We start from the raw sequence: 22,313 nt of genomic DNA, 5'->3' as shown, positions 1-22,313 counted from the left end.
GTGAAGTTATTTTACGACGAATTCTTTTTGAGCTAAATCGTAGTCGCTCATACTCTCATCGTACATATTTTCGGTAATGACTGCAGGAAGCATGCATTTGCCGCTCATCACAACCCTAAGCGGAGTGTAAAGAGTAAACGGTGTCTTATCCTTTTCATTCATGTATCCTGAGCTAAGAGAGTAGAATGTAAGAACTCTATCGTCAGCTATCACGTTATGCTCTACATTTAGCGTATTTGTGGTCGCTTTGGTTCTTAAATTTGGAGCTATGTTTTCGTTTATGATCTCAAAGCAAGGGCTGATTTGCTCGTTTATAACGCCGTTTCTTATGTAATCATCGGTTTTGATCATAAGCTTAGAGTATATCACGTCATTTAGCTTAAGGTTGTTGATATCTATCTCTTTGCCGTCTTTGCCGACAAATTTTCTCGTTATATCAAGCCCTTTTTTATCAAATTTGTGATTTATCCCAAGCGGCTTGTAGGCATAGCTTGTCACTCCAAGATATACGCTTGAGCCTTTTTCAGGCACGATCGTGATCTCAGGCTTGATAGGCGTGATATTTATAGCGCCTAGTCCGTCAAATTTAAGCTCGTGACCGTCGTTGATAAGCTTAAATTTATTCTCGCTGCTTGTGTCTTTGATATATTCTCTAAGTGCTCTTAGTGTAAAGACTCTCTCTTGAGTCGAGTAGAGTTTATCAACTTGTTTGATTAGATAATCCGCCATCTCATCACTAAATGCGTTTTTCTCAAAGTGATTTGCATGTATTAGTAGCATAAATGCGGTGTTTCTTATCCTTGAGCCGAAGTTATCAGGCAGGTCGCTCTCTTTATCGTAAAAAGTTTTACTTATCTCTTTTAGCACTTTTGAGCTTTCTTTGCTTAGCCCTTCATTTTTTAAGATAGCCGCCATCAAATATCCGTCAAGCGCGCTGTTTGTATATCTTTTTTGATCGTAAAGCGCATTTAAAACCGAGCGATCAAGCTTCTTTTGTCCGCTTAAAATATAAGCTGCGTATAGAGCTTGGAAATTGTCGTTTGAGCCAAAATTTTCAAGCCATTTTATCGCTCTTGATTTTACCGCCTTATCTATTTCAAAGCCTGATTTTTCAAGCGTTAAGATAGTATCTATGGCATAAATCGAAGCGAAGTTGTTTGTATAGCTTAGCTCGCTCCAGTATCCAAAACTTCCGTCGCTCTTTTGCATTTTAATGAGGTCGTTAAGTCCTACATTTAAAAATCTCTTAACATCGGCTTCATCGGCTTTTGCCTGAGCTTTGCTTTTGTCTTTGTTTGTTAAAACCATATAGTTTAGCTCTAAAAGCCTTGAAGAGCGTTGCTCTGAGCATCCGTAAGGATAGTTGATAAGCTTATCGCTATTTGCCCCAAGCATGCTTTTTATAGAATTTGACGCATCTATTCTTATGCTCTTAAAATCACTATCAAGAGTTATCGTCTTTTGCTCGCTTGCTTGGAATGATTTTGCAAAAGTACTAAGCGGATAAGGGTGTATAGCATCAAAATTTAGCTTATGACTATAAGTTTCTTTACCGTCATTTGCGCTAAATTTCAGATACGACTTGCCTGTGTCGTTTACGTCAAGTGCAACTGCTATCTTTAAATTTTCATTTGGCTTTAGGCTTATCTTATCTTTTTCAAGTTTGGCTTTTAAATTTGTCTCAAGGATTAAATTTAGCTCCTTGGCTTCGTTTGTGGTATTTATAACTCTTAAGATGTAGTTTATGTTATCGCCTTTTATAAAGTAAGCGCTTTGCGTAGGTTTAAGGATGATATCGTCTTTTACATCAACGGCTTTTACGCTACTGCCTAATTTATTTTCAGTTGCCGCTATGACGGCTAAATTTATCTGAGAGTTAAAGTCGCTTGGAACCTCTACGTCAAAACTAACATCTCCGTTTGCGTCGGCTTTTGCTGTTTGCATTTTGATATAGGTTTTGATGTTTTTCTTATCGACAGGGCTTGCAAATTTCGCCATTCTCATCTCCATTAGAGCCATAGCGCCGTCTCCACCGAAGCTAAGAACTTTGCCTTCTTTTTTAAACCCTGTCAAATTTGAGTAGATGTCAAAGTCAAGAACGAAATCAGCAAGCATCTTGTCGAAGAATTCAAGAGGGCTTTTTAGTTTTTGATTTGTGACTTGAAGCACTCCCTCATCAACGGCAAAGAGAGTAACTTCTGCGTTTGGATCGGTCTTTACGCTTGCTTTAAATTTGGAGTTTGACCTAACCGTTTTTGGTGCATTTACACTTACGTTTAGCATTCTGTGTGATTTATCGGCTTTTGCATAAACCTTATCGTAAGTTCTAAATGGAAGCAGGTCATTATCGGCCACACGCACAATCGTAGCGCTTACATATAATCCTTCAAAGTCAAAATCAAGCTCAAATTTAGCGTTTGCGGAGTTGTTTTGGATATTTACTACTTTGTATTTTTTAACTCCGTCGCTTTCAAGAGTGATGATGCCAAGAGCGTTTTTAAGCACAGAACTTACATCAACGCTCATCACGTCACCCTTTTTGTAGCTTTTTTGATTTAGCTTGATTTGAGCTTTGGCAAGCTCTTTTGTAGGCTGCAAGGAGCTATAGTCCCAACCGCTTACGTCGATACGAACGCTCGCGCTATGTCCGCTTGAAACGTCGCTTATTATAACTTCATAATCACCACTTTGCGTAAAATTATATGTAAAATTATTTGTATCTTGAGATAAATTTTCTACTAGCTCGTAAGAGCTGTTCCATCTTAATACGCCTTGACTATCAAAGTTATAACTCCAAATTTTTCTTTTTATCTCGATAGCCTTTGGAGTATCTTTTATCTCTTCTGATGTAAAAGGATCAATGCTAATGAAGCTGAAATTCACGTTTTCATTGGTGTCTACGTAGTCTTTATCGGCTTTTATGCCCACCATCGATTTAAAAGGATATATGGTTAAATTTTCGCTTGAACTTACGTTTTTGCCGTCATCATTTATGCTAAATACAATCGCGCCTCCGACGATACTTGCGGTATATTCAGGTCTTAAATCGGATATTTTAAAAATCTTGCTTGCCTTGCCGTTGCTATCAAGAGTTACAGGTTTTTCTATCTGGTTTAAGCTGTTGTTTTTTAGCTCGTCGTTGCTAAATTTAAAGTCTTTAAATTTATCGTTTTTATACTCTGTTTGATATAGCTGAAGGCTTACGTTTCCTTGCAAATTTGAAGCAGGCGAGCCAAAGAGATAGTTGCTTTGCAAGTCGGCTTGGATTATCTCGTCTATGCCGTAAATTTTCTTTTTAAGCGCTATGCTGTTTTTTATGCGTTGAGGAGTGAATGACTCAACCGAAAAATTATATTCGCCTATGATTTTATTTGCAAAGATTATCTCAAATCTAAACGAGCCTGTTAAAGCCGAGTTGATAAATTCATCGAAATTTATTACGCCAAGTTCGTTGGTCTGAAAATTTTTATTTAAGATGATTTTATTTTGCGGATCTTTGATTTTGATCTTAACCGGCATCTTTGCAAGAGCTTTAAACAGCTCGTTTTTGATGATTATCTCGCCTTTTATATTTTCTTCAGGTCTTATGATATTGCTTGCAAAATGCACGTAAGCATCGTATTTTTCGGCTCTATCACCGGTTTGAAAATATCCGTTTGAGTTTAGCTTTTCGTTTTGAGCAAGTATTATAAACCCTTGTTCTTTTCCGAGGCTAACGGTTGCGGAAGCTATATCTTTACCTATGCCTTTTTTGTTAAATTTAAAAACACCCTCGTCGTTTGTTATACCTGATGCGATTACGTCGTTTTTGACCGAGTAAATTTTAACGTCGGCATTTGCCACTACGGCATTTTGGCTAAGTCTTGAAGCAAACAAAAACACTTCATCGTTTGAGACTTTTACGTTAAGTCCGATATCGCTTAGATATACCGCTTTTTGTGCTCTTTTATCTTTGTCGTAATAAATCGTTATGAGATATACGCCATCACCGCTATTTGGAAAATCAAGCTTTATTTTATGCTTTAAAATTTCGTTTTTAACTCCGCCCAGCTCGTAGTTTTTGCTTGCAACTTCTTCGACATAAGAGTTTAAATTTGAGCTATTGAAATTTAAAAAATATCTATAATTTTGCTCTTTTAGCTTTTCTACTACTACTTTGGCGGTAGGGGTATTTACGCTTTCTATGCCGATTTCGCCGATGTTTGAGATATAGAGCATATTGTCGCTAAATTTCAAAAACGGATTTAAATCGCCAAATTTTATATCAAAATCAACCCGCTCTCTTACAAGCGCATAGTCATCTCCAAAGCCTTCGTTAAAGCTGATTTGATACTTGGTTTGAGGCTTAAATTCATCACTTGTGATATCTATGAAATAATAATACCCCTCGTTTGCCATACTGTCTGAGTTGTAGTATGTTTCGCTTACTTGAAAGCTCTCAACGCCTTGTATCTTTATAAATTTCTTGATGTTGTTATCGTAAGTTGATATCCAGTCTTTTAAATAAAGCCTAGCAGCTAGTTTGCCGCCCTCAAGACTCTTGGCTTCAAGCATATCAAGGATGAGGGTTCTTGCCTTTGGATTATCGACGAAATTTGGTTCAGAGGAGTCTTGATTGGCGGAAATTATATAGTCATCGTCTAAATTTCCGCCCGCTATATTTTTTAAATTTTTAGATATAAAAAATTCTAAATTTTTAGGCTCTTCAAGTATCTTTATGACAAAACCCTTGTCGCCGTTTTTTGTTATTTTGTATTTTACGTCGTGTTTGGATAGGTTGTCTTTATTGTAAATTTTTACGTTTTTTACGAATTCCTCTTCGGTTAGTTTGTCGTTAAAATTTACCGAAAAATCCTTGCTTGAAAATATAAATAAAGAATCAAGTATAAAATTTCCTCCATAAAAATTAATCGAAGATTCGCTATTTTTGCATGTATAATCAACCCCTTTTCTAAAGCCGTTTTTTGGATATACGATCAGGTAGTCTTGCGCATATTCATATACGGCATCAAGCTCCGGAGTACACTCTAAAAGCTTTTTATGCGTTATGGTGCCGATTTGCGATTTTTTAAACGGCTTATCTTTTGATATGCCAAGCATTATGCTTTCGCCGTTGGCATTTTTAAGCTCACCCGTCAGGATAAAAGCATTGAGATTAAAAGCTAGCAAAAGCATAGCCAGTAAAGACCTTAAAAGCATTAAAACCTCCTTATTTCGATATTTACTTCACTTAAATTTGAATTTTCATCCAGACATCCGATCTTGTGTTTGCCAAAATCTAAAAACAGCATATTATCCATGCCGTTTTGGCTTTTTTGCCACTCGTTTTGATTTAATTTATAATAAATTTCATCACCGATATATGCGTAACATTTTAGCACAACTTTAGTTGTATTATCGTCACTTAATAAAATTTGATTGTTAAACGGCGCAGCTATCAGCGGTCTAAATTTTTTAAACTCATCATAGCAGGGGCTGTTTAGCAAATCATCTTTTGAAATTTGGTTATTTTTAAGCAAAAACGCTATCTCTTCGCTACGAATCATCTTGCACTTATCCTTTGGTAAAACTCCCTTGATGAGCTCGTCTTCTTGTTTGTTTCTGCACTCTTTAAACGCAAAAGCGTCAAGGCAGGTAGGCTCATAAGCTATATTTTCTGGTCTATTTATAAAGCTTAAATTTTCTCTTTGCGCAAGCAGCTTAAATATATCAAAAACAGCCCTTGAAGCATCGTGAATTCCGCTTAGATTGTCTGTTTTTTTACCGTTAAAATTTCCAAACCAAACAGCCACGGTATAGTTTTTATTAACTCCTATGGCGTATATGTCGCGTGAGCCGTAGCTTGTACCCGTCTTAAAAGCTATTTGCGGAGTATCTTTGGCGTATTGCCATATCATCCCAAGGTAAGCTCTTGAGGCGCTTGAGAGCATTTTAGCGGTTAAAAACGCACTTTGCGGGCTTATGAGCTGCATGTCTTTATCTATGATTTTGCCCGCTACTTCAAGCGGTTTTAGCCTGCCTTCGTTTGCGTAGATAGTGTAAAGATGAGCTAAGTTTAAAAGATTCATTTCAGCGCTTCCTAAAGCTATACTCTCGCCGTAAAATTCCTTACTTTTTTGGACTAAATTTAACCTTTTAAGTAGCTCGTAAAGAGAATTTTCTCCAAGTTTGTTGTTTAAATTTACAGAGGGGATATTTAGGCTAAGAGCGAGCGCTTCGGTAGCCGAAACTAGTCCTAGAAATTCGTTGTCATAGTTTTTAGGGACGTATTCTCCAAGGAAAATTTCCGTATCTATCATCTGCATTTTAGGCGTTATAATCCCCTCGTCAAGCCCAAGTGAAAATATAAAAGGTTTTAGAGTTGAGCCAACGTTTCTACTCATTAAAACGCCGTCGTTTTGCCCTTCAAGCGCTCTTTCGTCATGTGAGCCTACATAGGCTATAACGCTCATATTTTCATTGTCTATTATGATTCCTGCGGCATTATGAGCCTTTTTTTGGATAAGAGAATTTGCCGTAAATTTTAGATTCGTATTTAAAATTTTTTGGAAACCAAGATCTAAATTTGAGTTTGATATACCGCTTTTTAGAGCGATTTGAGAGTATTGCTTGGCCTCAAAAGGGGCGCTAAATCTTTGGTTTTTAAAAGGCTCTTGTTTAGCTCTGTTAAATCCGCTCTTATCTATCACTTTAGCTTCGTAAAGTAGCTTTACGACACGGTTTTTAAGCGAGTTTATATTTGATTTTTTATCCAGACGATTTGCGTTTGGGTTTTTAGGAATCGTGCTAAGAAGAGCCATTTGAGCAATACTTAGATCTTTTAGATTTTTATTAAAATAAAACCTCGCAGCCGCTCCAACGCCTTCTATATTGCCGCCATAAGGAGCGAGATTAAAATAAAATTTTAAAATTTCATCTTTTGTGTAGTGCCATTCAAGTTGAAAGGCGGTAAAAATTTCTTTGATTTTATTTGCGTATGTCCGCTCTTTTGGACTCATCATGCGGGCTACTTGCATTGTTATGGTTGAAGCTCCTATGCGGTTTTTGTGGGTTAAATTATGAAGCGCGGCTCTAGCCATTGAAAAAGGATTAAAGCCAAAATGGTAGTAGAAGTATCTATCCTCAAAGAGCAAAACGCTATCTTTTAGCACTTTTGGTATGTTTTTGGCCTCAAAACGCCAAATTTCATCCTTGCTTGGACGCATTGTGATTATCTTGCCGTGTTTATCAAATATAATTACCGAATTTTCTCTTTTTAAAGCGTTTCTATTAAGCGGATAGGCGTAGTCCAGTACCAAAAACAGCGCAAAGCAAACGGCGCAAAAAACTGCTATATAGATGAAAGGCTTGATTAATTTTTTATTCATTGTAAAATTATATCAGATTTTATGATTTGGATTAAATTTATAAAATATCATATATAATTACTAAAATTAATTTTTTTAAAAGGAAAGACATGGATTACCGCATAGAAAAAGACACTATGGGCGAAATTCAGGTGCCAAACGATAAGTATTGGGGCGCTCAAACCGAAAGAAGTTTTGAGAATTTTAAAATAGGCGAAGAGAAGATGCCAAGAGAGGTCATCAAAGGCTTTGCATACCTTAAAAAAGCTTGTGCCGTAGTCAATCACAAGCTAAACAGGATTGATGAGGCAAAAACTAAAGCCATATCACAAGCCTGCGATGAGATTATAGACGGCAAACTGTGCGGAAATTTCCCTCTTGTAGTCTGGCAGACGGGTTCAGGCACGCAGTCAAACATGAACCTAAATGAAGTTATCGCAAACAGAGCCACTGAAATTTTAGGCGAGGACTTTAGAGTAAAAAAACTCGTTCATCCAAACGATGACGTAAACAAGGGTCAAAGCTCAAACGACACGTATCCGACCGCGATGAGAATAGCCTTTGTGATAGAGCTTCAAAAGCAGCTTTTGCCAGCTATTAGCAAGCTTAAAAAGACTTTAGAGAGTAAGAGCGAGAAATTTAAAGATATAGTCAAAATAGGGCGCACGCACCTTCAAGACGCTACTCCGCTAACACTTGGACAAGAGCTTAGCGGATATGTCGAGATGCTAAGAAAAGCGCAGCTTCAAGTAAATGACTCGATGAAATATCTTTGCGAGCTTGCTATCGGCGGAACCGCCGTAGGAACGGGACTAAATTCGCATCCTGAGTTTTCAAATTTAGTAAGCGAAGAGTTAAATAATCTAACCAAAAGCGAGTTTAAATTTATCTCTCATCCGAATAAATTTCACGGGCTTACAAGCCATGACGGCGAGGTGTTTTTAAGCGGTGCGCTTGACGGACTAGCTGCAAATTTGATGAAAATCGCAAACGACATAAGATGGCTTGCAAGCGGTCCAAGATGCGGTATAGGCGAAATTTTTATCCCTGAAAACGAGCCCGGAAGCTCCATAATGCCGGGCAAAGTAAATCCTACGCAGTGCGAAGCGATGACGATGGTATCGGTTCAAGTTATGGCAAATCACTTTGCGGTAACTCTTAGCGCCTCTCAAGGAAATTTCGAGCTAAACGTGTTTAAGCCGGTGCTTACTTATAACTTGCTTCAATCAATCAGGCTTTTAAGCGATGCGATGATAAGCTTTAACGATCACTGTGCTGTGGGGATTGAACCGAATTTAAAAGTGATAGACGGCTATTTGCACGGCTCGCTTATGCTAGTAACTGCGCTAAATCCTTATATAGGATATGAAAATGCGGCTAAAATAGCTAAAACCGCTCATCAAAACGGCACCACGCTAAAAGAAGAGGCTGTAAATTTAGGAATTTTAACGGCTGAAGAGTTTGACAAATACGTTCGTCCAGAAGAGATGACTTATCCTAAAAAATAGACTTAATTTTACCTCGCTTAATGCTTTGGCGAGGTAAAATTTAAAAACCTCTAAAATTTCGCCTTAAATTTCCGATTTATTTGCTAGATTAAGGACTTGATATGAATATAAATTTAAATTTAAGCGGATTTAACTTCTACGCTCCTAAGGGACATCAGAATTTGAATAAGTCAAAACAGCTTTCAAGTGAAATTTTAACCTCTTCAAACGAGAGTAGCGACGAGATGATTAAAAAGCTAAAAGAGATCTTAAAAGAGCTTCAAAAGCAGCTTGAAGAGATAAACGCCAAAATAAAAGAGCTCAGTAAAAACGAAAATCCCTATGTAAAAGAGATTCTAAAGAGCTTAAGCGTCCAAAGCGCTACTATAAACGGTAAAATTTTACAGATAAACTCTCAAATTTTAAAGATTATGCAGCAAAATTTAGGCTAAATTTAAAAAGATACAGGATTCTTGAGATCAGTTTAAATTTTAATCTAAATTTTATTAATTATCTCTCTTATTCATTGTATTTGCCTGCTAAATCCATGATAACTTCAAACAAAAGCTAAAATTAAAATATGGGCTTGTAAAATAACCTAAAATTTAGGAGAATTTGATAATGAATTGCTCTTATAAAGACTATATGCACCATGAACCCATAGAAAGACACTCATTTAGTCATGGTGATCACTCTCACGGTCACTCCCATAATCACTCTCATAAAACGACAAATAAAAAAGCATTGAAGCTAGGTATTATAATTACCGCTGTTGCTATGGCGGTGCAGTTCATATACTCCATACTTACAAATTCTTTAGCGCTTCTAAGCGATACCTTGCATATGTTTTCTCATGTGTTTGCGCTATCTTTGAGCTATTTTGCCATCTGGCTTAGTGAGCAAGAAGGAGCCAAAGAAAGGACGTTTGGCTTCCATAGGGCTGAAATTTTAGCCGCTTTTGTGAATTCTATTACGACTGCGATTTTTGTCGTGTTTATCTTATATGAGGCGATTTATAAGCTAATTAGACCCGAGCCCATAGATGCTAAAACGCTCATAGTCATAGCCGTTCTTGGGCTTTTGGTAAATGCTATAACGGGCTATATTTTACTAAAAGCCGATATGGAAAATATAAACATAAAATCATCCTTTTTGCATATGATGAGCGATCTGCTAAGCTCCGTAGGCGTAGTTATAGGAGGTATTATCGTTTATTTTACGGGCGCTTACTGGATAGATAGCCTGCTTGCTTTGGTTATAGCTTTTATGATAGCAAAGTGGTCTTATTCTCTTATAAAAGCCAGCTTAAATATCTTGCTTGAAACCTCGCCTGTTAAGATTGACGAGGTTAAAAATTTGATTGAAAGCCATGAAAAAGTGCTTCAAGCTCATGATATCCATATAGTTGAAATCACGCACAATATGTATGTTTTAACCTCTCATATCGTTATAAGTAGCGACGACGCTCTTAAATTCGGTCAGATATCAAATGAGCTTTCTTGCGAACTCTTATACGAATTCAACATAGGACACTCGACGTTTCAGCCCGAATATAGCGATACCGTCTGGAAAAAACTCAAAAATACCAATGGCTCTAAAATTTTCGGATAAAAATTATCTTAATTTGTAAAATTTAAATTATCTTTTTTATTTTAGAAAAATTACTATTTTATTACTGTGTTAATACGTTATTGATAAAATCGGCTTGCAAAATATGTTTTTAAATATCTTATAAAAACTCAAAATAAAGCCTATTCTGAATATAATATAAAATATTTATTAAATTTTTTATTTAATTTTTTTAATAAATGTTAAATAAGAAAAATAGTAGTAATATTATGAGATTGCATATGTAATATTATTTTTATATTTTAGGTAATACTTACGCTCTGTAATCACCAAATTTATAACTGTTAATCAAAATTTAAGCTTTTACAAACCATAATTTAATATATGCAAATATGGCAGATTTACTAAATATCTAACTTAAAAGGAGAGAGTATGAGAGAGGATGTCCTAGCTAGGATAAACGAACGTCTTAATCTTTTGGCTAAGATGCCAAGAGTAAAGAATGATAGCTCTATCACCGAGGCTTTAAGGGCAAAAGGCTTTACTCGTCGTGATTTTATGAAGTGGGCGGGTGTAATGACTGCTTTTATGGCGCTTCCTGCATCTATGACGCCTATCGTCGCAAAGGCTGCGGAGTTAAGCGATCGCTTGCCTGTGATTTGGCTTCATATGGCTGAATGTACGGGCTGTTCTGAAAGCTTACTAAGAACAGATACTCCTACGATTGATAGTTTGATATTTGACTATATCTCACTTGAATATCACGAGACTATCATGGCTGCTTCAGGCTGGCAGGCTGAGGAGAATTTGGAGCATGCCATAGAAAAGTATAAAGGAAAGTATATTCTTTTAGTAGAAGGTGGTATCCCTATGGGAGCTACTGAGGGATATCTTACCGTAGGACCTCTTGGCTATACGGGATATTATCATGCAAAACACGCTAGTGAAAACGCCGCGGCGATCTTTGCTATCGGAACCTGTTCTAGCTTTGGCGGAGTTCAAGCTGCTAAGCCAAATCCTTCAAATTCTCAAGCTTTAAGTAAGGCTACAAGCAAACCCGTTATAAACGTCCCTGGCTGTCCTCCAAGTGAGAAAAATATCGTTGGAAACGTGCTTCATTATATTTTATTTGGGACTATTCCTTCGCTTGACGTGTTTAATCGTCCAAAATGGGCTTATGGGCTTAGAATTCACGATCTTTGTGAAAGACGCGGACGCTTTGATGCTGGCGAGTTTGTTCAAAGATTTGGCGATGAAGGCGCAAAAGACGGATACTGCTTATATAAGGTCGGCTGCAAGGGTCCATATACGTTTAACAACTGCTCACGCGAGAGATTTAATCAGCACACAAGTTGGCCGGTTCAAGCGGGTCACGGCTGCATAGGTTGTAGTGAGCCTGATTTCTGGGATACGATGGGACCGTTTGAAGAGCCTATGGGCGATAGACTTTACAATACCGTTTTAGGACTTGGCGCCGATAACGTAAGCGATAAGATCGGTATAGGAGTTTTGGCTCTTGCAGGTATTGGTATGGCAGCGCACGCAGCTATCGCTACTTTTGCAAAAGATAAAGATGAGAAAAAGGCGTAACAATGAGCGAACAAAGAATAGTAATAGATCCTGTAACGAGGATTGAAGGACACCTTCGTGTAGAGGTTGTCGTAGATGAAAATAACGTAGTTAAAGAGGCTTATTCGGGCTCTACCTTATGGAGAGGAATAGAGCAGGTAGTAAAGGGGCGCGATCCTAGAGATGCGGGATTTTTTACACAAAGAATTTGCGGAGTTTGCACATATTCTCACTATAGAGCGGGCATTGTTGCCGTTGAAAAAGCTCTTGGTATAGTTCCTCCGCTTAATGCAGAGCTTACTAGAACACTTATGAACGCAGCTCTTTATCTTCACGACCACGTTGTGCATTTTTACCAACTCCACGGACTTGACTGGGTCGATATCGTCTCCGCGCTTGAAGCAGATCCGAGAAAAGCAAGCGAAGAGGCGTTTAAATACTGCGAAACTCCGTATGCTACGGGAGCCGATAAACTAAAAGAGGTTAAAGAAAAGGTCGCGGCATTTGCCAAAAAAGGAAATTTAGGACCGTTTGCAAACGCTTACTGGGGGCATAGTACATATCGCTTCACTCCTGAGCAAAATTTGATAGTGCTTTCACACTATTTAGAATGCTTAAGCATGCAAAGAACCATAGCTCAAATGATGGCTATATTTGGTTCTAAAAACCCGCATCCACAAAGTTTAACAGTAGGTGGCGTAACCTGCGTTATGGATCTTTTAAGTCCGTCAAGACTTGGTGAATATCTAACCAAATTTAAAGAGACGGTTGATTTTGTAAATCGCGCTTACTATCCTGATATCTTAATGGCAGCTAAAGCTTACGGAAACGAGCCAAGCGTACTAAATGACGTGGGAGTGGCGAATTTCTTATCTTATGATGAATTTTTAGTCGGCAGAAATGATAATCTATTCCAAAGTGGTATAGTTCTAAACGGTGATTTAAGCAAGGTTTATGAAGTAGATGATATGAAAATAACCGAAGAGGCTACTCGCGCTTGGTATAAGGATGATAAACCGCTTCATCCGTATGATGGCAAAACAGATCCGAACTATACGGGACTGGTTGATATGAAGACTCTTGACGGACACGGTAAGATGGTTGATACTAAAGTATTTGACGCTAAGGGTAAATATAGCTGGATAAAGGCTCCAAGATATGAGGGCAAGCCTATGCAGGTAGGTCCTATCGCAAGCATCGTAGTTAACTATGCAAGAGGAAACAAAAGAGTAGTGCCTATCGTGGATAAATTCTTGCAAGAGACAGGACTTCCGATAAACGCTATATTCTCAACACTAGGAAGAACGGCTACTCGTATGCTTGAGGCGAAAGTAGTTGCCGATCACGGTTTAACCGCATTTAATAACTTGATTGAAAATTTAAAAACGGATCAAGAAACTTGCGCTAAATACGTAATAGACAATAAAAAAGAGTATAAAGGCTACTTTGCGGGCAATGCTCCAAGAGGCGCTTTATCTCACTGGTGCAGAATTAAAGACGGCGTTATAACAAACTGGCAAGCGGTAGTTCCTTCGACTTGGAATGCTTCTCCAAAGGATGCAAACGGCATTCGCGGATCATACGAGGAGTGTATAATCGGACTAAAGATAGCCGACTTAACTCAGCCGCTTGAAATTATTCGTAAAATTCACTCTTACGATCCATGTATCGCTTGTGCGGTTCACGTTATGGATACTAAGGGAAATAAGATTAGCGAATACAAAATAAATCCAAATTTGTAAGGAGGATTTATGTCACATCATAAACCCGATCGCATCAGCGAATACGAATTTTCGATAGGTCTTAGGCTTACGCACTGGATTAGATTTGTAGCGATTGCATTTCTAGTCGTAAGCGGGTTTTATATATCTTATGTGTTTATAGCTCCTGAGGTTACTAACGAGCCTACGATATTTTTAAATGCAAAATGGCGCGCGGCTCATCAAGTAGCGGGATTTATACTCATTGCGGTTACGATATTTAAGCTTTATCTTTTTTTCTTTGATAAGCTTAGTAGAAAAGAGCTTGCAAGTATTTATGATTTCTTTAGTCCAAAAGTTTGGATAGCGCAGATCAAATACTACATATTTTTAGGACCGCATCCGCATCTAAGAGGCGTGTATAACCCGCTTCAGTTTGCGTCATATTTGTTCTTTTATCTTGTGCTTTTTGTGATCTGCCTAACAGGCATGGTGCTTTATGTGCATGTTTATCACGAAGGGCTTGGCGGGCTATTTTATGAGCCGATGAGATATTTTGAAGAGCTTATGGGCGGACTTGCAAATGTTAGAACGATTCACCGCGTAGCGATGTGGATCATAATGATATTTGTTCCGGTTCATATTTATATGGCCGTATTTAACGCGGTTAAAGGTAAAAACGGCGCTATGGATGCCGTTGTAAGCGGATATAAATTCGTCAAAGAAGAGCACTGATATATGAAGGTGCTCGTACTTGGCATCGGTAATGTAATGTTCTCCGACGAAGGTGTCGGAGTTCATTTTACCGAAATGATAAAAAGAAACTACAAATTTACTCACGAAACCAACTCTTTAGAATTTGTTGACGGTGGTACCTTGGCGATAGCTTTAACTCCGATTATCGCAGAATTTGACTATCTTATAGTGGTTGATTGCATAAGCGCTGATGAATCAAGCATAGGCGATGTATATTTTTTCGACTACGAAGCGATGCCAAACAAAATTTCTTGGGACGGCTCGGCGCATGAGGTTGAGATGCTTCAGACTCTTCAGCTTATGGATCTAGCCGGAGACATGCCAAAGACTAAAATTTTAGGCGTAGTTCCAAAGCGCATAGAGCCTATGAGCTTTGAACTCTCAGGTGAAATTCAAGCTAGTGCTAAAGTAATGGAAAAAACACTGCTAAAGCACCTTGAAGAGCTTGGGTTTAGCTATGAAAAAATCTCAAATTTAAATATAATAGACCTCGCAAACGAATACAAAAACAAAGGCATCTGATGATACTAGTTTATGAATTTGAGTATGCAAACTCAAATGAAAATTTGGCGTTTTTTCTAAATTTTTATGCTAAAAAAAGTGGATTTTCTTACGGCATAGAGCAAGAAGGTTTATATACAAGGCTTTATTTAGAAGGCGAGCAAGAAGAGCTTTTAAAATTTTCTGATGAAATTTCAACTCTTATACCGCACTTTATATTTTTATCAAATTCTCGTGTTTTTGTAGACGATGAATTAAAAGGCGAGCAAAAAGAGTTTAAAAACACTCTTTCAAACATCACTCCAAAGATGATACGAGATTTTCATGAAGGCAAAATTTTAGCTTGTGAAAACGAAATTTTTAGTGATGTTAAGCTGTTTAAAGATGATATTTTTGAAGCGGTTACAAAAGAAAATTTTAAAGAGCTTTTGGATTTTGCGATTTTAAATTTTAAAAAAGGAGAAGGTTTAAAATTTAAAGATTTGGAGGGAAATTTTGAAATTTTAAACTTTGCTGAGTTAAACGGTAATTTTGATATCCTAATGCCTACCAAGCTTAAAAATTTGCCAAAAATTTTTATATCCGATCAAAATTCGCAAATCGCTCTTGCGAGTTACGAAAAGCCTGTGGTAGAGCTTAAGACAAGCACTCTTTACAGGCAAAACCACTCAAATGCACCGCATTTTTTTGATGTGAAAGCTCCTAGGGACATATTTATCTACGCGATTTGCGAAAGACTTTTTGAAGAGGGTGTAAATTTCGTCGCGCTTAAATGCGATAAAGAGCTTTTTAAAGCTACAGTTTTAGAAAACGAATACATATTTTCAAATGCTCAAATTTATTACAAAAATGGCTTTGGAGACTTCATAGAGGCTTCAAAGGATAAAAATTTAGCCAACTTCTATCTAAGTGCAGATGAATTAGGCATGAAAGATGAAAATAAACTTAGGGTTTTTTTAAGCAAATTTGAAGATGACGAGTTTAAAATTTATACTAAAAATAACGATTTTGAAGTGCTAAATTTACAAATTCCAAGCAGCTTTGAAGAGATTTTTGAAATGATATCAAAAGAGGAGGGCGGAGATAGGCTTGTGTCAAATTTTAGCGCAAATTTTCCTCTTGCAAGCGGAGATATAAATGCCACAAATAGCTTTTTTTCACTATTTTGTATAGTCGGCAAAATTTTTGGCTTTGATGACGATTTTAAAAAAGCGGGCATTAAACTGCTTCAAAACGCGATGGATTTTAACGGACCTAAGGGACCAAGGCTTGATTTTAAAATGGCTTCAAAAACCGGCTTTGACATCGTTAAATTTGTAAGAAGTGGCATGAGCTTTCGCCTAGCGGGCGTTGATGATAAGATTTTAAGCTTTGGCTATCTTGAGTCGTTTGCGCATTTTATAGCCGATTTTTGCGATGTCTTAAGAGAGGATTTTGACTTTAAGCATATCTTGCTGCAAGGATCTTTGTTTGAATGTAAGGCTCTTTCAAATTTGATGACAAAGCACTTAAGAGTAGGCGTTAGCGCAAAATTTAGCAAAGGACTTTCGCTTGAAGAGATGCGTAAAGTATGAAATTTCAGGTCTTGTTCAAGGGGTCGGATTTCGTCCTTTTGTCTATAATTTAGCTCTTAAATTCGCTCTTTTCGGCGAAGTATATAATGATGACGAAGGAGTTAAATTAACTCTTTATGGCGAAGATGAGGCGTTAGCCAAATTTGATAAAGCATTGATAGATGAGCTTCCAAGCCTAGCTAGAATTGATGAGATTTTAAAATTTGAACTTAGCGATGTTAAATTCCATGAGTTTAAGATAATTCCTTCAAAATCGGCTAAAAAGCACGCACCTATCTTGCCTGACTTTGCACTTTGCAGCGATTGCGAGCGAGAATTTTATGATGTCACAAATCCGCGCTATCACTATCCTTTTATAAACTGCACCAATTGTGGTCCTAGATTTTCCATTATCAAATCACTTCCATACGACCGCATAAATACGACTATGGATAAGTTTAAGATGTGTGAATTTTGCGGGAGCGAATACAAAGACCCAACCAACAGAAGATATCACGCTCAGCCGATATCTTGCCCAAACTGCGGTCCAAGCCTAAGTCTAAAAGATAAATTTGGAAAAATCGTAACAACAGGAAATGAGAGTGTAAAAACCGCCGCAGAGCTTATAAATGAAGGTAAAATTTTAGCCGTTAAAGGGCTTGGTGGCTTTCATCTGGTGTGTGACGCTACAAACGAAGAAGCCGTAAATGAGCTAAGAGCTAGAAAACACCGTCCTAAAAAGCCTTTTGCTATCATGTGTAAAAATTTGCAAAATGCTAAAAAACACGTATCTATAAGCCCTGCCGAAGAGCAAATTTTAACTTCAAATTTAAAGCCCATAGTAGTTCTTGAAAGAAAATTTGAGTCAAATTTATCAACTCAAATAGCACCAAATCTTAATAAAATAGGTATATTTTTACCATACACGGGCGTTCATCTTTTGCTATTTGAATACCTAAAAAACGATATTGTAGCGACTTCCGCAAATATTTCAGGCGAGCCTATAATTTACAATGAAGCCAGCTTGCTTGAAAAAATGAGCGACGTGATTGATTACTATCTTGATAATGACCGCGAAATTTGCTCTCCAAGCGATGATAGCATAGTATTTGTTATAGGCGATGAGCCTGTTTTTTTGCGAACCAGCAGGGGGGTAAATCCTAAATTTTTACATACTAATTTTAAAGATAAACGCACTATTTTAGCAGTGGGAGCGGAGTTAAAAAACCAGTTTGCTATATACAAAGATGACGAAGTGATGATAAGCCCTTATATAGGAGATCTTAAAAATATAGCGACTTATGAGAGGTTTTGCTCTTTAATTGAGCTTTTTGCTCAGGTTTATGAGCTTAAATTTGACGAGATAATAGCCGACTTGCATCCTCATTTTTTAAATTTAAAATGGGCGAAAGAGTATGCCACTAAAAACACAGCGAAAATAACTCAAATTCAGCACCATTATGCTCATTTGCTATCGGTTATCTTTGAGCATAGTCTTGATGCGGATAAAAAATATCTTGGTTTTTGCTTTGACGGGACCGGGTATGGAAGTAACGATACGATATGGGGTGGGGAGATTTTACTCATCAATGGCAAACAATATGATAGGATTTTTCATTTTGATGAGTTTTTATTGCTTGGCGGAGAGAGTAGTATTAAAAACATATATAAGATAGCTTACTCGATAATATTAAAATATCACTTGGAGGAAACTGCCGATAAATTTTTAAGCAAATTTGACCCACGTGAGTTAAAAAATTTAAAAACAATGCATGATAAGAAAATAAACTCTGTTGCCACAAGTTCGCTAGGAAGGATATTTGACGCGTTTGGTAGCATTATACTGGGACTTGATACTATAAGTTACGAAGGTGAAGCCGGAATGGAGCTAGAAGCACTTTATGGTGAAAATTTAGATGTAAGCTACAAATTTGAAATAGTGCAAAACAAGATAGAATTTAAACACGCTTTCGCGCAAGCCTTAAAAGATGATAAAGTTATAGCCGCTACAGGCTTTATAAACGGACTTTGTGGAGTGATTGCTAAAATAGCCATGTCAAAAAGATATGATGTTCTACTTTCAGGAGGGGTCTTTCAAAATAGAGTTTTCTTAAAAAAAATAATTAATATTTTTAAAGATAATAACATAAATTATTATTACAATAAGAACTTGCCTACTAACGATTCTTCCGTATCTATCGGACAATTGACGTTTGCATTAATATAAATATAAGATTTATATCATATAATATTAATATAAATTCACTTAAAGGAGTTACTATGGATGAAATTATAAGATTCAGCGTTTCTTTACCGAAACAACTGCTAGATGAACTTGACAAAAAAGTAAGCTCGCAAGGCTATGCGTCCAGAAGTGAATTTACTCGAGATTTGATAAGAGAAAAGATCATTAGCGACAGTTGGAAAAACGCAGATGAAGAGCTTATAGGAGTTCTTACTCTGATATACACTCATCATCAAAACGACCTTGTAGTGAAAATGATGAATATAGAGCATGATGCAGAAATTCATATCACCTGTACGACTCATGTTCACATAGATCATCACAACTGCCTTGAAACGCTAGTATTGCGTGGCAAAGCGGCTTGCATAGAGAAATTTTGCGAAAAGATAGCAGGTCTTAAGGGGGTTAAATTCGCAAAGCTGACCAAAGCTGCCGTTCCTCAATCCTAATTTAAAAACAGGCGAATCAAGCTACAAAATTCGCCTGTTTAAACTCCTATTTTGATATTTTTATTTTATTTCATATTTAGTAACTTAATGATAAAATCGAATATTTATTGAAAATTTATTACTTTTAAAGGCTAAATATTGAGTAGTTTTTCTTTTCGAAAATTTGTAAATCACGAAGCAAGTTCTGGCGTATTATTGATGTTTGCGGCAGTCCTTGCTATTATATTTCAAAATGGATTTTTAAGCGATTTTTATAACTCTTTTTTGCGTATAAATATGGGATTTTCATTTGGCGAATTTGAGCTTAAAAAGCCTCTTATACTCTGGGTAAACGACGGTCTTATGTCGATATTTTTCTTTCTTTTGGGGCTTGAGCTTAAGCGCGAAATAGTAGAAGGTGAGCTAAGAAATATATCTCAGGTTATCTTGCCCGTAGTAGGAGCCATAGGCGGTATCATCGTGCCTGCGCTTATATTTTATTCACTAAATCACAATGACGCTTTTGCAGTTAAGGGTTGGGCGATACCAACGGCCACGGATGTCGCATTTGCGCTTGGTATTATTATGATTTTAGGCACTAGAGTGCCTGCAAGCCTTAAAATTTTCTTAGTTACGCTTGCGATTATCGATGACGTTTGCGCCATTTTGATAATTGCTATTTTTTACAGCGGCGATCTTTCCATAGTTTCTTTTGCTGTTTCTGCAGTGGCTATCCTTGGGCTTTTTGCTCTGAATTTCTTTAAAGTAAATAGACAAGCCGTATATCTTATTTTGGGCATTATACTTTGGGTCAGTGTTCTTAAATCAGGCGTTCATGCTACGCTTGCTGGAGTTATCGCTGCATTTTTTATACCGATTAAGCCCGATACCAACGGCAAATCTATGCTAAAAGATATCGAGCACAACCTGCACGGCTACATAGCGTTTTTTGTTTTGCCGGTTTTTGCCTTTGTAAATGCCGGGATTTCTCTTAAAGGAATAGGCGTAGAGCAACTTCTTCATCCAGCTTCAATGGGCGTTATTTTGGGTCTTTTTGTCGGTAAGCAGCTTGGCGTTTTTGGATTTTGTATGATAGCTATCAAGCTTGGATTTGCAAGATTGCCTAAGTATTCAACCGTGCTTCAGTTTTATGGACTTAGCGTGCTTACGGGCATCGGCTTTACGATGAGTTTGTTTATAAATTCGCTTTCGTATAACGATACTTACGAATTTGCTTACGCCGATAAGCTTGCTATCCTTATAGCTTCTTTTATTTCGGGGCTTGTTGGATATATCATACTTTATTTTGCGGGACGAAATAGAAAAACGGTAAAAGAAAAGAAGATATGAATATACTAAATAAAAATTTCCTTGCCAACGAACTTGTAAAGTGGCAAGAAAGCGGACTTGTAGATCGTTTAACCGCACAGCGCATAGCTCAAAGCTATGGAATTGATTTGCAAAACATAAGCGATAAAAACAGCCTTGTTTTAAAGCTTGTGGCGTATCTGTTCTTTGCGCTTTCTCTCATAACTCTCGTGGGTGCTAATTGGGAAGAGATACCGCGTATAGCTAGGCTTGCTATAGTAGTAAGTGTTACGGCTTTTGTAAATTTAGGCGCGCTTTATATGCTTAAAAAAGGCAATGAATCTCAAAGCACGGCTCTTTTTTTCTTGGGAAATTTTTGTTATGGTGCGGCTATTGCGCTTATAGCTCAAATTTATCATCTTGGAGAGCATATGCCAAATGGCATTCTTCTTTGGGCTATCGGCGCATTTGCGATCGCACTTTCTTCTGAAAAATCGATAATAACGGCTCAAGCACTTATCATCGCGCTAATTTGGTTTGTTTTAGAGCTTGAGCTTAAAACGCTATCGCACGGCATAGTTATATTTTTTGCTTTATCTATATTTTCACTTTTAAAAGAAGAGTCAAGACTGCTTACTTCAGCGCTTTTTGTAGGGATTTTTATCTACTTAGTTTCAGATATCACCAACTATTACGGAGGAAGTGAATTTTGGCTGATAACTAGTAATAACCTCATCTTGCTATCTCTTGGCTATCTGCTTCTTTGTTTAGGAATTTCTTTTGCTTTGGAGCATTTTAATCGCTTTTTAACGGCAGAGTATTTAAGAAAAGCCTCCATATCGATAGGACTATTAACGCTGCTTTTTGCTATGACTACAGAAAGCATTAGGTATTACGGTTATGAACCTCAAATAAATGATGTCTTTATATTCTACAAGGGTTTTTACGGCGCTATGTATCTTGCTTTTGTCTGCGGTGCGCTTGCTTTATCTCTTATATTTAGGCGATTTTATACGGCAGGACTTTGCGCAGTGATGCTTATCTTGCCGCTTGTTATCGGATATGCGTTTGAGTATACCGATGCGATTTATTCGTTTTTAAGCGTATTGGCTGGTGTGGTTCTTATTAAACAAGATTACCTCAAGCTTGGACTATTTGCTATTTTTGCAGTGGCTATCGTTAGATATATTGATCTGATAGGCGATTACATAGGCGCTAGTTTGTTATTTTTAGCCTTTGCGGTTACCGTGCTTGTTGTTTCAAGAAAAAAGAGGGCAAAATGAAATTTAATCTTATTTTTTTAGCCATAATTTTTCAAATTTTAACTCTTTTTGGCATGCTTGGCTATGCTTACGCTCCGATTTATTTTGGAAAAGAGATTAAAGTAGATGTTAGCTTATATGATCCAAGAGATTTATTGCGTGGAAATTACGTAAGTTTAAATTACGACTTTTCAAGACTTCAAGATGATTTACAAAGCGAAAATTTAAAAGGAAATAAAATTTTTGCTATCTTAAAAGAAGATAAAGACGGCATTTATAAATTTGAAAAACACAGCTTTAAAAAGCCTGAAAGCGGAGTATTTTTAGCAGGCAGGATACCATCTTATAGAAATTCGGCTATCTTTGGGGTTGAGGCGTTTTTCTTGCCTGTTAAAAAAGCTCTTGATATGGAAAGAGATATCACTCAAAACGGCGCATTTGCGATTATAAGCGTGATGGATAACGGCAAAGCAAGAGTTAAGGATATAGTTTTAAAGCCAAGCATAGAGCTTGATTTAAATGACGGCGCGAACGAGAGAAATTCTGCACCGAATTTATAACTAGAATATAATAAAATTAAAAAAAGGAA

Annotated in this window: 15 protein-coding genes; 13 read left to right on the top strand and 2 right to left on the bottom strand. The window is 37.1% G+C overall.

Annotation, left to right across the window (positions count from 1 at the left end; all coding sequences use genetic code 11):
* Positions 1-6: 6 nt before the first annotated feature.
* The gene (locus CDOM15925_RS03055) at positions 7-5,199 is read right to left on the bottom strand and encodes an alpha-2-macroglobulin family protein (RefSeq protein WP_169940967.1); all 5,193 of its coding nucleotides are present in this window, start codon (positions 5,197-5,199) and stop codon (positions 7-9) included.
* Positions 5,199-7,367: a penicillin-binding protein 1C gene (gene pbpC / locus CDOM15925_RS03050; RefSeq protein ID WP_169940965.1), complete on the bottom strand. Its 2,169-nt coding sequence runs from the start codon at positions 7,365-7,367 to the stop codon at positions 5,199-5,201. Before pbpC ends, CDOM15925_RS03055 begins: the two co-directional genes overlap by 1 nt.
* Positions 7,368-7,456: 89 nt before the next feature.
* Here pbpC and fumC point away from each other — a divergent pair, with 89 nt between their 5' ends.
* The 13 genes from fumC (at position 7,457) to CDOM15925_RS02985 (ending at position 22,284) form a co-directional block, all read left to right on the top strand.
* Positions 7,457-8,854 carry a class II fumarate hydratase gene (gene fumC, locus CDOM15925_RS03045; protein ID WP_169940963.1) on the top strand — a complete coding sequence of 466 codons (1,398 nt, stop codon included), beginning with the start codon at positions 7,457-7,459 and terminating at the stop codon, positions 8,852-8,854.
* A gap of 101 nt (positions 8,855-8,955) precedes the next feature.
* Positions 8,956-9,285, top strand: a complete 330-nt coding sequence (locus CDOM15925_RS03040; protein WP_169940961.1) for a hypothetical protein — start codon at positions 8,956-8,958, stop codon at positions 9,283-9,285.
* 169 nt (positions 9,286-9,454) lie between these two features.
* Entirely contained in the window at positions 9,455-10,444 is a 990-nt protein-coding gene (locus CDOM15925_RS03035) for a cation diffusion facilitator family transporter (protein WP_169940959.1), read from the top strand.
* A gap of 390 nt (positions 10,445-10,834) precedes the next feature.
* Entirely contained in the window at positions 10,835-11,992 is a 1,158-nt protein-coding gene (locus CDOM15925_RS03030; protein WP_169940957.1) for a hydrogenase small subunit, read from the top strand.
* A 2-nt stretch (positions 11,993-11,994) separates the two neighbouring features.
* On the top strand, positions 11,995-13,713 hold the full coding sequence (locus CDOM15925_RS03025; protein ID WP_169940955.1) for a nickel-dependent hydrogenase large subunit: 1,719 nt from the start codon (positions 11,995-11,997) through the stop codon (positions 13,711-13,713).
* Positions 13,714-13,722: 9 nt separating this feature from the next.
* Positions 13,723-14,406, top strand: a complete 684-nt coding sequence (gene cybH, locus CDOM15925_RS03020; RefSeq protein ID WP_169940953.1) for a Ni/Fe-hydrogenase, b-type cytochrome subunit — start codon at positions 13,723-13,725, stop codon at positions 14,404-14,406.
* Between the two features lie 3 nt (positions 14,407-14,409).
* Entirely contained in the window at positions 14,410-14,949 is a 540-nt protein-coding gene (locus CDOM15925_RS03015; protein WP_169940951.1) for a HyaD/HybD family hydrogenase maturation endopeptidase, read from the top strand.
* Positions 14,949-16,502, top strand: coding sequence for a hypothetical protein (locus CDOM15925_RS03010; RefSeq protein WP_169940949.1), 1,554 nt, complete (start codon positions 14,949-14,951; stop codon positions 16,500-16,502). The genes CDOM15925_RS03015 and CDOM15925_RS03010 overlap by 1 nt, the downstream gene beginning before the upstream one ends.
* Entirely contained in the window at positions 16,480-18,708 is a 2,229-nt protein-coding gene (gene hypF / locus CDOM15925_RS03005) for a carbamoyltransferase HypF (protein WP_169940947.1), read from the top strand. The genes CDOM15925_RS03010 and hypF overlap by 23 nt, the downstream gene beginning before the upstream one ends.
* Positions 18,709-18,761: 53 nt before the next feature.
* A complete protein-coding gene (gene nikR, locus CDOM15925_RS03000; protein ID WP_169940945.1) occupies positions 18,762-19,175 on the top strand; it encodes a nickel-responsive transcriptional regulator NikR in 414 nt (137 codons plus the stop codon).
* 138 nt (positions 19,176-19,313) lie between these two features.
* Positions 19,314-20,504 carry a Na+/H+ antiporter NhaA gene (gene nhaA, locus CDOM15925_RS02995; RefSeq protein WP_169940942.1) on the top strand — a complete coding sequence of 397 codons (1,191 nt, stop codon included), beginning with the start codon at positions 19,314-19,316 and terminating at the stop codon, positions 20,502-20,504.
* A complete protein-coding gene (locus CDOM15925_RS02990; RefSeq protein WP_169940941.1) occupies positions 20,501-21,745 on the top strand; it encodes a DUF2157 domain-containing protein in 1,245 nt (414 codons plus the stop codon). The genes nhaA and CDOM15925_RS02990 overlap by 4 nt, the downstream gene beginning before the upstream one ends.
* Entirely contained in the window at positions 21,742-22,284 is a 543-nt protein-coding gene (locus CDOM15925_RS02985; RefSeq protein WP_169940939.1) for a GDYXXLXY domain-containing protein, read from the top strand. Before CDOM15925_RS02990 ends, CDOM15925_RS02985 begins: the two co-directional genes overlap by 4 nt.
* Positions 22,285-22,313: the final 29 nt, after the last annotated feature.

The sequence above is a fragment of the Campylobacter sp. RM15925 genome (assembly GCF_012978775.1).
Lineage (GTDB): Bacteria > Campylobacterota > Campylobacteria > Campylobacterales > Campylobacteraceae > Campylobacter_A > Campylobacter_A canis.
This window is presented reverse-complemented; position numbering and strand designations above follow the sequence as displayed.